We start from the raw sequence: 12,620 nt of genomic DNA, 5'->3' as shown, positions 1-12,620 counted from the left end.
CTAGCTGGCCAGACTGGCGAGATCGCTGACGAAATTGTCCGTCCAACGTTCGATATTCTCCTCGCGCACGCTTTTCAGCTGGTTCTGGTGGCGCATCTTGCGCTCCTCCAGCGGCATGTCGAGCGCCTTGGCGATATTGTGCGCTAGATCATCCGAACTGTGCGGATTGATCAGCAAGGCGCCCTCCCCGTCGCAATCGAGCTGCTGCGCAGCGCCCGCAAAGCGCGAAAGGATGAGCACGCCGGGATCCTCAGGGTCCTGCGCGGCGATATATTCCTTGGCGACAAGGTTCATGCCGTCACGCAGCGGCGTCACAAGGCCGATTTTCGCAGCGCGGTAGAAGCCGAAGATCTCTTCCTGGCTGTACCCCTTATTCACATAGCGCACCGGAACGACATCGACATCGCTGCGCGCGCCGTTGATCTGACCCGCCTTTTGCTCAAGCGTGGCGCGAATATCCTGATAGCTGCCGATATCCTCTCGACTGGGCGGCGCGATCTGGATGAAGACGAGGTCGCGAACGCGCTCGGGATAGCGGTCGAAGAAGCGCGAAATACCGTCGAGCCGTTCGGGCAGGCCTTTGGAATAATCGAGCCGGTCGACGCCGATCATGGCGGTACGGCGACGGGTGGAGGACAACAGGCGTTGCTGTGCCTGGCGCGCCTCGCCCGTATCGCCCTTGCTGGTAAAGAAATCGAAATCGATGCCGATGGGATAGGCGCGCGCATAAGTCGTGCGGCCTTCGAATGTTATCGCGCCGGTTTCATGGTCGACCTGAGCGCCCAGCTCCTTACCGCAGTAATGCAGGAAGCTTTCTAGCCAGGTGTTGTTCTGGAAGCCGAGTAAATCGTAGTGCAACATCGCGCGCACCAACCGCTCGTGATAGGGCAATGAGACGAACAGATTGGTGGGCGGCCACGGCGTGTGGAGGAAGAACCCGATGCGGTTCTTGATCCCCATGCTGCGCAATCGCTCGGCGAGCGGCAACATGTGATAGTCGTGCACCCATACCTGATCGTCCGGCTCGATCAATGGCAGGACGCTTTCTGCGATCCGCTCATTAACCCGCTCATATCCCTTGGCAAATTCGCGCTCATACCGGGCGAGGTCGATTCGGTAGTGGAAGAGCGGCCACAGCGTCGAATTGGCGTAGCCGTTGTAATATTCGTCGATGTCCTGCTTTTCGAGGTCAATCGTGGCGGTGGTGACGCCCTCGGCGGAGCGGACATAATTCACGCTGCCGGTGAATTTGTCTGTCTCCTGCCCGGACCAGCCGAACCAGATCCCACCATTGGCCTTCAAAGCGGAGTTGAGCGCGCCAGCAAGCCCTCCCTGCGCGCCAGCGACCCCGCGCGCCTTGGGTACGGCGACGCGGTTCGATATGACGACAAGTCTTGGCAAAATTTCCCCTAGCCCGCCTGTTCAGCGGATCGTGTTCCAACTCTTTGATAACAGTCCGGCGCAATTGATCGTTCCGACAAGCGAGTAGGTTTGCGGGAAATTGCCCCACAATTCGCCGGTTTCGAAATCCATGTCCTCGCTCAGCAGGCCTGACTTCGTGCGGTGGGCGAGCATCGTGGTGAAGAGCTCGCGCGCTTCATCTTTGCGGTCCATCAGCGCCAGCGCCTCGATCAGCCAGAAGGTGCAGATGTTGAACGCGGTTTCGGGCGCGCCGAAATCATCCTCCGCGGCATAGCGAAGCATGTGTTCTCCGCGCCGGAGCTCGCGCTCGATTTGCTCGAACGTAGCGACAAAGCGCGGATCGTCGGGCTCGACATAGCGCAATTCGAGCAGCTGGAGCAGGCTCGCATCGAGGTAATCGCTTTCGAAGCTGGCGCCGTAATGGCCACCTTCCCCGTTTTCCTTCCACGCCTTCTCTTCGATCTTCTGCGTTATGGCCTTTGCCCGCTCGCGCCAGAATTCGGCGCGTTCCGGCTTGCCGATCTGCTCGGCGACTTTCGACAGCCGATCACACGCCGCCCAGCTCATGACGGCGGAATAGGTGTGGACTTCCTGCCGCGTGCGGAATTCCCACAATCCGGCATCGGGCTGGTCGTGCATTCTCCACGCCGCCTCGCCAACTTCCTCCAGGCTTTCGAAATCACGCTCATCGGCCATGCGCAGCAGGCGCCGGTCGAAGAAACCCTGTGCGGTAGGGAGCACGATCTGGCCATAGGCATCGTGCTGGATCTGCTTGTAGGCGGCATTCCCGATGCGGACCGGCCCCATGCCGCGATAGCCGGCGAGCCAGGCTGCGGTCGTTTCATTGAGCTCGCCCTCGCCCATCACCGAATACAGCGGCTGGATCTGCCCGCCCTTGGAGGCATCGACGATATTGCGCAGGTAACCGAGGTATTTCTCCAGCACATCGAGCGCGCCAAGCCTGTTCAGGGCCTGCACGGTGTAATAGCTGTCGCGAATCCAGCAGTAGCGATAATCCCAATTGCGCTCGCTGCCGGGCGCTTCGGGGATCGAAGTCGTCAGCGCCGCCACAATCGCGCCGGTCTCTTCATGCTGGCACAGCTTGAGCGAGATAGCGCAGCGGATGACTTCATCCTGCCATTCGTAAGGCGTCGCCAGCCCGCGCGACCAGTGCTGCCAGTATTTGCGCGTGCTCTGCTCCATCCGCCGGATTTCTTCGCGCAGATTGCCCGTGAAAGGCTCATCCGGGCCGAGGAAGAAATGCGTGTCATCCTCGATCCGGAAAGTTCGGTTTTCGAGGATGTAGCCGACAGGCGCATCGGTGCTGAGGCGTAGCGCCTGATCGCCGAGCAGATAGCGAATGTGATTGGTGCCATTGGTCGTTTCCGCGAGCGCCGCCCCGTGGTTCTTCATCGGCCGCAAAATCACGCGGATCCGCGGATTACCCGATACCGGGCGCACGATGCGGGAGAAGGCGACCGGGCGATACATGCGCCCCTTGCCTTCGTAGCGAGGGCAGAAATCGAGAATTTCGACAGCGCTGCCGTCTTCCGCCTCAAGCGTGGTCAGCAGGATCGGCGTGTTGCGGATATACTCCTGCCGCGCGCTGACCTGGCCTTCCATCTCGAAGCGCCAGGTGCCAGCATCCTGCTGGTCGCCGTTCAAAAGCGCGCAGAATGTCGGATCGCCATCAACACGGGGGACACAGCCCCAGACCAGCGCGCCGCGCGTGTCGATCAGGCCGGAGACCTGACAATTGCCAATGGGCCACAGCTCAAGACTGCTTTGATGCTCGCTCACTAATGTATCACTCACAATTGCAACCAATGGTGCACTGCAGCAGGACTGGCAAGGGCGTATTGCGCATTATCACTGGCTCGCTCTCCCACCGCGATGCCGAACCCGCCAAATTCGTTCGCCGCGCGCATGCCATCTTCGTCTGTAACGTCATCGCCGATGAAGACGGGCGTAGAGCCAGCGAAGGGGGCAATCTCCATGAAAGCACGCACCGCGCTCGCCTTATTGGCCTCGTCGGCCACGAATTCGATCACGCATTTACCCTGCTTCACGATAATGCCGCGTTCTTCCGCGAGAGCCTGCGCAAATTGCAGCCCTTGGTGTTCGAGCGCCGGGTCAGAGCGATAATGTAGCGCCGCACCATGGGTCTTCACCTCGAGGGAGAAGCCATGCCTATTGGCAAATTCAGCGATGCTATCGCGCGTGTCTTTCGCCAGATCCTTCGGCTCCGCGCCAATCGCCGCGCCGTCTGCATCCTGGCAATCGCTGCCGTGAGACCCTGCCCGCGCAACGGAGAGCTCTCCCGTGTGCTTTTGAAGATCGGCGAGCGCCCGCCCGCTGACCACAGCCAGTCGACCCGCAAGCCGCTCCCGCAAAGCGACGAGGCGCCGCGCCAGATCGTCCGGCACATGGATGCTGTCGGGCGTTGGAGCGATGTCCACGAGCGTGCCGTCAAAATCGAGGAAAAGGGAAACTGGGCTGTCTTCCGCGAGCGCGGACAGCGGGGGCGGAGCCTGTAGCGATTGCGCCGTCATGCCGCGTGTTTAGCCGCTGCGCCCTGAAGGTCAAACACGACGCGCGCCGTCGCCGCTTCAGGTGACTGATTTCCGTATTGAATGAATTTCCAAGACCGGTCACGTAGAGCTCTCCGGGGAAACGGGGGCAGGACATGAACGATCAGCGGGCATCGCATAGCGGATCAGGCTCACGGCAAACTGCTTGGCGGCAAATGGCAAAGCTTTTCGGCTGGGCTCTCGTTCTGACGGGACCGACGATTTTTCTGCATGAGGCGGGGCATTACCTCGCAGGTCTTGGATTCGGCGAAGAGGTGTGGATGACCGCCGCCAGCGTAGAATCCAATACGCCTGCAAGCGAGTATCCGCCTCTGCAGCGCGCCATCCAGACGGGCATGGGGCCTGTGGTGAGCATTATTCTGACGCTGATTGGGCTGGCGCTGATAAAGCGCAGCCCAGGCTTCGGCGCGGCGCTAGCGGTCACAGCGCCAGCGCGGTTCATCTTCTCCGTCGGGTTTCTCGGTGTGCTGGCCTATCGTGCCATCAAGGGCCTGCCCGCCCCATCGCCAAGTTTCGATGAATACACGGTCGCCTCGGCCTTCGACATGCCGGTCTGGCCATTGCTCGTCGCAGAGCTGTTGTTCCTGATATTTGTGGCCGCGAAGGTGCATCGCGCTCTGCCCCAGCGGAAAAAGTGGATCGCCTGGCTCGCGCTTGTCATCGGCACGATTGTTGGCGGTTATCTGTGGCTCGCCATGCTCGGTCCTGCCCTGCTTTCCTGATCTCGCTCACTCCGCGGTAGCGAATTTGCGCTGGATCAAATCCCGCAGCCCAGCCCTGCGCTAGATCTGTACCTACCGAAGCGAGGAGAGCGAGCATGGCACAGTATAGCGAAATGAAGCGGCAATTGACCCAGCGCCTCACCAATCTGCTCCAGCGGGCCGAAGCGATCGAGGACGATTTGCGCCACCCGCTGGATGATGACTGGAGTGAACAGGCCGTCGATCTTGCCGATGACGAGGCGCTGGAGGGCGTCGATGACGTGCTTCGCGCAGAAATACAGCAAGTTCGGCAGGCCTTGTTGCGGATCACAAACGGCACCTACGGAACCTGCGCCAATTGCGGCCAGCCCATCAGCAAGGAGCGCCTCGCCGCCCGCCCCATCGCCACGCGCTGTATCGATTGCGCCAATTGAGGCGCTCGCCTGAAATGGGCCCCACAAACCTTTGACAGTTCTGTCCTGCCGCAGATTTGGCCATTTGCCGGTCAGCGGTTAGGATCGCGGCGACCGTTTCGGTCTTCGGGTCATTCTTGGGGGGATACCATGAAAAATATACTGATCACCGCAGCACTCAGCGCGGCGCTTCTGGGCTGCTCGCAGGCTGAGACGGCACAGGATGAAGCTCCGGCAGAAAACGTGCTGGAGCTTGGCGTCGATGGCATGACATTCGTGGGAGACGACACGGTCAACTCGGGCTGGACAACAGTGCGGATCGACAATGACGGGGGAATGACGCACTTCGGCCTCGTCTATCGACTGCCTGAGGGTGTGGACGCCGAAATGGTCGATGAGGAGGTGGTGCGCCGCATACAGGCGAGTCTGACTGCGCGAATTGCGGGCGATGATGAAGAGGCCGACTTCTTGCTCGCCGGAATGCCCGCATGGGTGGGCGACCTTGTCTGGATGGGCGGCCCGGGAATGATTTCGAACGGCGTGGTGGGCGAAGCCACCATGTTCCTCGCTCCCGGCAATTACATCGTCGAATGCTACGTCAAATCCAATGGTGTCCAGCACAATTACAACCCGACGCCCGGCGAATTCGGCATGGTGCACCCCTTCACCGTGTTGCCGGAAGATGGCGGCATGGCAGAGCCTGAGGCCAATGTAACTCTGGAACTGACCAATGCCGGCATCCAGATTGCCGAAGGCGCGTTCCGGCCCGGAGTGAACAGTGTCCGCACGCGCTTTGTCGAGCAGACCCTTTACAACAACTTCGTCGGTCATGATGCGCATGTCTTACGCATCGATGACGAAACCGATGTTGCAGCAGCCGCACGCTGGGCAGATTTCTTCCCGGTCGACGGACAACAGACACCGGCTCCGGCGCATTTCGTCGGCGGGATTCACGATATGCCCGGAGGTTCGACCGGCTATTTCCGGCTCGACCTCGAAACGGGCGAATATGGGATAACTGCCGAGATTCCCGAGGCCGAGGCCAACGGTTTCTTCACCCGCTTCACGGTGGAATAGCCGCAACGATCAGGCGGAGTTTCGCTGCAATCGACTTGACGGCAGCGTGTTCAGCGCCCTCACCGTATCGGCCTTGGCAAAGAATTTGCGAGCCAAACGCCTCCGCTACGCCTATGGGGGCCGCAATCACGCAATTGCGATTGCTTCCGCACGCCGTTTCTCGGCGGGCCCGCGCCGGTCACGCTGAACTGGCGCGGTCATTTCAGTTTAGGTTCCATAGATGAAATTCCCTTCCCTTCCCGCCAGCCTCGAGGCTGCCCTTGCCGAGCGCGGCTACGAAAATGCAACACCCGTCCAGGCGGAAGTCATGCAGCCCGATGCCGCGGGCCGCGATCTGATCGTTTCCGCACAGACCGGTTCGGGCAAAACCATCGCATTCGGCATTGCCATGGCCGAAGACTTGCTCGGCAGTGACGACACAATCCCCTTTGCCATTCGCCCCGCCGCTCTGATCATCGCACCGACGCGCGAACTGGCCTTGCAGGTCAGCCGCGAGCTCGCGTGGCTCTATGCCAAGGCGGGTGCCCGCATCGCGACCTGTGTCGGCGGCATGAACCCGCAGCAGGAACGCAAGAACCTTCGCTCTGGCGCGACCATCGTGGTGGGAACACCCGGTCGTCTCCGCGACCATCTAGAGCGCGGTGCGCTCGATTTGTCGGAGCTGAAGGCCGTCGTTCTCGATGAGGCGGATGAAATGCTCGACATGGGCTTTCGCGAAGAGCTGGAAGAAATCCTCGACGCGACACCCGATACCCGCCGCACGCTTCTGTTCTCCGCCACGATGCCGCGCCCGATCGAGGCGCTGGCGCGCCGATATCAGGATAATGCGCTACGCATTGCCACGATCAGCGAAGGGCGCGGACATGGCGATATCGCCTATCAGGCCGTCACCGTCTCGCCACCCGAAATTGAGAATGCGGTGGTCAACCTGCTGCGCTTCCATGAGGCAGAAACGGCAATCCTGTTCTGCGCCACGCGTGAAAAGGTGCGCCATCTGCACGCCACTCTGCAGGAGCGCGGCTTTGCGGTCGTCGCCCTGTCCGGTGAGCATTCGCAGCAGGAACGCAATCAGGCGCTCCAGGCACTGCGCGATCGCCGTGCCCGCGTATGTGTCGCTACCGATGTGGCGGCGCGCGGCATCGATCTGCCGACGCTGAGCCTCGTGGTTCACGTAGAAATTCCGCGCGATGCCGAGACATTGCAGCACCGCTCGGGCCGTACAGGCCGCGCGGGCAATAAGGGCACGGCGGTGATGATCGTGCCGTTTTCCCGTCGCAAGCGCGTTGAATCCATGCTGCGTCACGCCAAGATCACGGCTGAATGGACCGACGCGCCCGATCGCGATGCCATCAAGGCGAAAGACCGCGAGCGTCTCCTCGAGAAGCTTCTTGCGCCGGTTGAGGTGGACGACGGCGATCGTGAACTCGCCGAGCGGCTGCTTGCGGAACGCACCCCGGTAGAGATCGCTGCCATGCTGGTGCAGGCGCACCGCGCGAGCATGCCCGAACCCGAAGATTTGATCGCCAATACACCGGAAGCGCGTCGTGAAGCCCAGAAGGATCGCCATCGCCCCGGCTTTGAAGACACGGTGTGGTTCCGCATGGGGCTGGGCCGTCGCCAGAACGCCGATCCGCGCTGGATCCTGCCGCTGCTCTGCCGCCGCGGACACATCACTCGCAATGAAATCGGCGCGATCCGCATCGGGCCGGACGAAACCTTTTTCCAGATCCCGCGCCAGATTGCCGACAAATTCGCCGATGCCGCCGCGCGCTCTGCGCAAAGTGACGATGACGAGGATCCGGTGCTGATCGAACGCTCTGAAAGCGGGCCTCGCGAGGTTGCTCGCGGCAATCGCAAGCGGGGACACGGAAGGCCGCATGGCGACGGACCGCGCGTCAAGGCGAAGCGCAATTTCAAAAAGTCGGATAAAGGCAAAGGGGCCTTCAAGCCGGGAAAGCGTGACAAGCAGGGTAAGCCGAACAAAGGGCCCAAGGGGCTGAAACCCTCCGCGAAAAAGCAGAGGGACTAAAAGCTGCAACGATCGGTGGAGTCCTGCGTTGATAGGGAAAGGCTTTGTGAAAAAGCATCTCATCAATTTCAATCGCAGGATATCCCTATGAACGTTCTTATTGCCGGCTCCACCGGAGCCACCGGCCTTCGCCTTACCCAGCAGCTCGCCGAGGCTGGTCACAATCCCATCGCGATGCACCGCCCGTCGTCCGACACGTCGCAATTACCCGAAGGCGTTGCGACGCGAGAAGCCGATCTGACTGAGCTTTCCGATGATGTGTGCGACGGCGCAGAAGTCGTCGTCTTCGCTGCCGGCTCGGGCGGCGATACCAGCGAAGAAATGACGGACAAGGTCGACCGCGACGGGGCGAAGAAGCTGATCGATATCGCTGCAAACAGCGGGGTGAAGCATTTCGTGATGCTCAGCTCTGTCGGTGCGGGCGACCCTGACCCCGAATCCGATCTCGCGCATTATCTGCAAGCCAAGCATGAAGCGGACGAGCACCTGATGGCTTCGGGCTTGTCCTACACCATCGTGCGTCCGGTTTCCCTCACCGATGACGACGGATCGCGCGATATGAATCTGGGCGACGACGTGGACCCGCGCGGCAAGGCGGCACGCGGCGATGTGGCAGCTATCCTCGCCCGCGCCGTGAGCGACGAGACGCTCGCGGGGAAGGTTTTCCTCATGGAAAGCCGCATGTGATCGCTATTGCTGAAACCTGGTAGCGGAGGAGGGACTCGAACCCCCGACACATGGATTATGATTCCACTGCTCTAACCACCTGAGCTACTCCGCCCCGAAGGGATGCACGCGCCGAGCGCTGTGCAGGCGGCGCATTTAGGTGGGCTTTCGCGCCCGGTCAACCACCCAATTGCATGCGACCGGGCTTATTCCCGATCCTGCACTGCGGCTTCATTCATACGGGCGATTTTTGCCGCCATGCCAAGGTTCATCGCGCGGTCGAAAGCGCCCGCCAATTCGGGGATCGCAGCGGACAGGCGTAAGATGCCGTTACGTTCGATTAACGCGATACGCATGGCCGTGTCTGCTGTCACTGCGGCGGACGCAGTGGCCCCCGAAACAAGGCTCATCTCACCCAGAAAGTCGCCCGGTTCCGCTACCCCGACCGGCGCACCGTCGAAGGTGACGGCGGCCTCTCCCATGGCGATATAGATTAGCGGAGGACGTGCCTGCCCTTGCGCGATCAGCTCGCTTCCCGCAGCGACATCGCGCCATTTTACCAGATCGAGGAGCCGGCGTTGCTGGGCGGGTTCCTGCACCTGCAGCACGTCTTCGATCAGTGCGCGTTCCTCCGCACGCAAAAGCCCATGTCGGGACCGTTTCAGGAGCAGAGCCAACTGCACAGCATTCGCCAACGAAAGGATCACGACCCAGATCAGGGCGAGAGTGTCTGCTTGCCGAAATCCGAAATGGGCGATTGCAAGTAGCCCCGCCACCAGCACGGAAATTCGCAGATCGCGCATCGAGCGCATCAACACTGCAAGCGTGAGCACGAGCAACGCCATCACCGCAAAAAGGTTTGCGCCGTCGGTCAGGAAATCGAAAAAAGCCGCCATGTCACCCCCCATCCCTGCACCGTTATATCACGGGGATGCTCGTCCACGGAAGGTGAAGCTGCCGAGGTGATCCCACGGGCCGCCCTGATAGGCGTGCAGTTCAAGCCCCGGGAAGGTGAAATCGCGCTCGACGACTTGCGGCGCCAGCTCTGCCTGCAATGCCTTGGCTTTCTTGCTCGTCACCTTGTTCTGCACGGTCACATGCAAACGCGGGCTGTGCTGGTCTTGGCTGGTAAGCATGCCGTGAAAGCGATCGGCAATCTCGTCTCGCACGCGGCGCATGGCATCGCTTTCCAGCTTGATCGCGGTGCCGCCGCCAAGGCTCATGATCCCCGCCAATCGCGCCGGAACGGGCGCATATTCGCGCGCCATCGTGGCGAGACATTCGCGCACTTCGCCTTCGCAGCTTGGCGGTAGCGAGTGGAACAGCGTGACATGCGCGTCGAGATAGTTGCGCTCTGGCGGGAAATGCTCCTGACGCAGCCGATTGGCCCAGCCCTGCATATCCTTGGGCAGCTGCGCGGTGACGATCAGGGGAGCGTTCTCAGCCAATCGCGATCACATCTCGCCGCGTTCCCGGCGCAGCGCAAACCACCGGTCGACTGCTTCCTGATGAGCCTCATAGGTCGAGTTGAATTCGTGCCCGCCGGAACCGTCTGCCACCATGTAGACAGCGTCCGTCTCTGCCGGGTTAAGCACGGCGGCGATGCTTTCCCGCCCCGGATTGGTTATCGGTCCTGCGGGCAGACCCGGCATCTGGTAAGTGTTGTAATCATTGATATCATCGATCTCCGACTGGCGGATGCGCCGCCCCAGCGGGCGACCGCGCGTGATCGGATAGATGATTGTGGGGTCAGCCTGTAGCCAGATGCCCTGACGGATACGGTTGGAATAGAGCCCGGCGACCATTTCGCGCTCTTCAGGCACGCCCGTTTCCTTCTCGACGATGCTGGCGAGGATGACCGCCTCTTCCGGGCTGTTTACGACCGTATTAGGGCCACGCTGTGGCCAGAGCTCGGCAAGCGCCTCGTCCATCGCCCGCTGCATCCGCGCAAGAACGGCGATCCGCTCCTCCCCGCGCTCGAACTGATAGGTGTCGGGCAGGACGGAGCCTTCATCGGGCACAGGGATTTCGCCGACGAGCAGGTCTTCCGCCATCAGCATGTCATGAATGATGACGCTGGGCGTGCCTTCAGGGATGGTGACGCGATAGGCGATCGCATCGCCATGCTGGAACGTATCGAGGATGGTTGCAGGACTTGCCCCTGGGGCAAGCGCGAATTCGCCAGCCTTGATCGGATCGCCGCTACCAAACACCTTGGCACGCAGCAGGAAGGCATCGGCGGAGGCAATGTGCCCTTGCTCCTCCAACAGCTGCGCCACAGATGTCAGCGATGCACCTGAGGGCACGGTGAAGGCCACCTCTTCCTCAACAGAGGACGTGCCCCACCAGCCCCAGGCGAACCAGCCCAGCACGGCGGCGAATACCAGTATGGCCGCCGCGACCAAGCCGCCCAGTTTTTTCATGTCAGTCCTCTACGCGCTTCATCACCAGCGAAGCATTGGTGCCACCAAAGCCGAAGCTGTTGTTCAGCACTGCGTTCACTTCGCGCTTCTTCGCGGTGAGCGGAACGAGATCGACGCCTTCGGTGCCATCATCCGGATTATGGAGGTTCAGCGTCGGCGGGACGATCTGATCGCGCATGGCAAGGATGCAGAAGATGCTCTCCACTGCGCCTGCACCGCCCAGCAAGTGGCCGATCGCGGATTTGGTCGAACTCATCGAAGCACCGCCCAGATCGTCGCCAAGCACGCGGCGTACCGCAGCGAGCTCGATGGTGTCGGCCATGGTGCTGGTGCCGTGTGCGTTGACGTAATCGATGTCCGCAGGCTCAAGCCCTGCCTTCTTCAGCGCCATGCGCATCGCGTTCTCCGCCCCCGCACCTTCCGGGTGCGGAGCGGTGACGTGATAGGCATCGCCCGAGAGGCCATAGCCCACGACTTCAGCGTAGATCGTCGCTCCGCGTGCCTTGGCGTGTTCGTATTCTTCGAGCACGACGACACCAGCGCCCTCGCCCATTACGAAGCCTTCGCGGTCCTTGTCATAGGGGCGGCTCGCCTCGGTCGGGCGGTCATTGAAACCCGTGTTGAGCGCGCGCGCCTGCGCGAAACCGGCGATGCCGATGGGGCAAATGGTGGCCTCTGCGCCGCCTGCCAGCATGATGTCGGCATCGTCATCGCGGATCATCCGTGCAGCGTCGCCAATCGAGTGCGCACCGGTGGAACAAGCTGTGACGACGGCATGGTTCGGACCCATCAGGCCGTATTTGATGCTGACCTGGCCGGAGATGAGGTTGATTAGGCGGCCATGCACGAAGTGCGGAGAGACACGGCCCGGGCCGCGATTGGCGAGGTTGTTCGATTCCAGCTCGATACCCGGCAACCCGCCGATGCCTGAACCGATCGAGCAGCCTGCGCGCAGTTTCTGCTCATCGGTCAGTTCGGTCAGACCTGCATCTTCCAGTGCCTGACCGGCCGCGTCGATGCCGAATACGATGAACGGGTCTACCTGCCGCTGGATTTTGCCATCGACGCGCTTGTCCGGATCGAAGCCCCATGGGTGGTCGGCAGGCTTCACCTCGCCCGCGATGGTGCATTTCTGGTCCGCCGGATCGAATTTGGTGATCTGGCCGATCCCGCTTTCACCCGCGATCAGGTTTTTCCAACTGGTTTCGACATCACCGCCCAGGGGGGTGACAAGGCCAAGGCCGGTTACGACGACACGCCGCATATATCTTCTCCGCAATCAAGAAAGGCCCAGCCAC

12 protein-coding genes and 1 tRNA gene are annotated in these 12,620 nt (G+C 61.4%); 5 read left to right on the top strand and 8 right to left on the bottom strand.

The features are described 5' to 3' along the window. Genes O2N64_RS10845 through otsB form a run of 3 tightly spaced genes read right to left on the bottom strand, consistent with a single transcriptional unit; the run spans position 1 to position 3,974 of the window. Positions 1-1,401 (bottom strand): alpha,alpha-trehalose-phosphate synthase (UDP-forming), encoded by a 1,401-nt coding sequence (locus O2N64_RS10845; protein ID WP_271077613.1) that lies wholly within the window; start codon positions 1,399-1,401, stop codon positions 1-3. A 21-nt stretch (positions 1,402-1,422) separates the two neighbouring features. Continuing rightward, the gene (locus tag O2N64_RS10840; RefSeq protein ID WP_442866756.1) at positions 1,423-3,240 is read right to left on the bottom strand and encodes a glycoside hydrolase family 15 protein; all 1,818 of its coding nucleotides are present in this window, start codon (positions 3,238-3,240) and stop codon (positions 1,423-1,425) included. After that, positions 3,234-3,974 (bottom strand): trehalose-phosphatase, encoded by a 741-nt coding sequence (otsB, locus tag O2N64_RS10835; protein WP_271077611.1) that lies wholly within the window; start codon positions 3,972-3,974, stop codon positions 3,234-3,236. The genes O2N64_RS10840 and otsB overlap by 7 nt, the downstream gene beginning before the upstream one ends. A 194-nt stretch (positions 3,975-4,168) precedes the next feature. Between otsB and O2N64_RS10830 the strand changes: the two genes are divergently transcribed. The 5 genes from O2N64_RS10830 (at position 4,169) to O2N64_RS10810 (ending at position 8,920) form a co-directional block, all read left to right on the top strand. Further along, a complete protein-coding gene (locus tag O2N64_RS10830; RefSeq protein ID WP_271077610.1) occupies positions 4,169-4,735 on the top strand; it encodes a hypothetical protein in 567 nt (188 codons plus the stop codon). Between the two features lie 95 nt (positions 4,736-4,830). After that, positions 4,831-5,148 carry a TraR/DksA family transcriptional regulator gene (locus tag O2N64_RS10825; RefSeq protein ID WP_271077609.1) on the top strand — a complete coding sequence of 106 codons (318 nt, stop codon included), beginning with the start codon at positions 4,831-4,833 and terminating at the stop codon, positions 5,146-5,148. Between the two features lie 129 nt (positions 5,149-5,277). Next, on the top strand, positions 5,278-6,204 hold the full coding sequence (locus O2N64_RS10820) for a hypothetical protein (RefSeq protein WP_271077608.1): 927 nt from the start codon (positions 5,278-5,280) through the stop codon (positions 6,202-6,204). 220 nt (positions 6,205-6,424) lie between these two features. Then, a complete protein-coding gene (locus O2N64_RS10815; RefSeq protein ID WP_271077607.1) occupies positions 6,425-8,233 on the top strand; it encodes a DEAD/DEAH box helicase in 1,809 nt (602 codons plus the stop codon). 87 nt (positions 8,234-8,320) lie between these two features. Next, positions 8,321-8,920, top strand: coding sequence for an SDR family oxidoreductase (locus tag O2N64_RS10810; protein WP_271077606.1), 600 nt, complete (start codon positions 8,321-8,323; stop codon positions 8,918-8,920). Between the two features lie 17 nt (positions 8,921-8,937). Here O2N64_RS10810 and O2N64_RS10805 read toward each other — a convergent pair. The 5 genes from O2N64_RS10805 to fabF all read right to left on the bottom strand — a co-directional run bounded on the left by O2N64_RS10805 (position 8,938) and on the right by fabF (position 12,586). Beyond that, a tRNA-Met gene (locus O2N64_RS10805) sits at positions 8,938-9,014 on the bottom strand. A gap of 91 nt (positions 9,015-9,105) precedes the next feature. After that, the gene (locus tag O2N64_RS10800; RefSeq protein ID WP_271077605.1) at positions 9,106-9,795 is read right to left on the bottom strand and encodes a cyclic nucleotide-binding domain-containing protein; all 690 of its coding nucleotides are present in this window, start codon (positions 9,793-9,795) and stop codon (positions 9,106-9,108) included. A 27-nt stretch (positions 9,796-9,822) separates the two neighbouring features. Continuing rightward, positions 9,823-10,347: a 2'-5' RNA ligase family protein gene (locus tag O2N64_RS10795; protein WP_271077604.1), complete on the bottom strand. Its 525-nt coding sequence runs from the start codon at positions 10,345-10,347 to the stop codon at positions 9,823-9,825. 6 nt (positions 10,348-10,353) lie between these two features. After that, a complete protein-coding gene (mltG, locus tag O2N64_RS10790) occupies positions 10,354-11,322 on the bottom strand; it encodes an endolytic transglycosylase MltG (RefSeq protein ID WP_271077603.1) in 969 nt (322 codons plus the stop codon). 1 nt (position 11,323) lies between these two features. Continuing rightward, complete coding sequence (fabF, locus tag O2N64_RS10785) at positions 11,324-12,586, bottom strand: beta-ketoacyl-ACP synthase II (protein ID WP_271077602.1); 1,263 nt, start codon at positions 12,584-12,586, stop codon at positions 11,324-11,326. Between the last annotated feature and the right edge of the window lie 34 nt (positions 12,587-12,620).

Origin of the sequence: Aurantiacibacter sp. MUD61 (assembly GCF_027912455.1) — a bacterium.
Lineage (GTDB): Bacteria > Pseudomonadota > Alphaproteobacteria > Sphingomonadales > Sphingomonadaceae > Alteraurantiacibacter.
The sequence above is the reverse complement of the archived record's forward strand: the minus strand, read 5'-3'. Positions and strand labels throughout refer to the sequence as shown.

Coding starts and splice junctions, on each gene's coding strand:
- otsB (WP_271077611.1), bottom strand. CDS start 3,974: ATGACGGCGCAATCGCTACAGGCTCCGCCCCCGCTGTCCGCGCTCGCG.
- O2N64_RS10830 (WP_271077610.1), top strand. CDS start 4,169: ATGGCAAAGCTTTTCGGCTGGGCTCTCGTTCTGACGGGACCGACGATT.
- O2N64_RS10825 (WP_271077609.1), top strand. CDS start 4,831: ATGGCACAGTATAGCGAAATGAAGCGGCAATTGACCCAGCGCCTCACC.
- O2N64_RS10820 (WP_271077608.1), top strand. CDS start 5,278: ATGAAAAATATACTGATCACCGCAGCACTCAGCGCGGCGCTTCTGGGC.
- O2N64_RS10815 (WP_271077607.1), top strand. CDS start 6,425: ATGAAATTCCCTTCCCTTCCCGCCAGCCTCGAGGCTGCCCTTGCCGAG.
- O2N64_RS10810 (WP_271077606.1), top strand. CDS start 8,321: ATGAACGTTCTTATTGCCGGCTCCACCGGAGCCACCGGCCTTCGCCTT.
- O2N64_RS10800 (WP_271077605.1), bottom strand. CDS start 9,795: ATGGCGGCTTTTTTCGATTTCCTGACCGACGGCGCAAACCTTTTTGCG.
- mltG (WP_271077603.1), bottom strand. CDS start 11,322: ATGAAAAAACTGGGCGGCTTGGTCGCGGCGGCCATACTGGTATTCGCC.
- fabF (WP_271077602.1), bottom strand. CDS start 12,586: ATGCGGCGTGTCGTCGTAACCGGCCTTGGCCTTGTCACCCCCCTGGGC.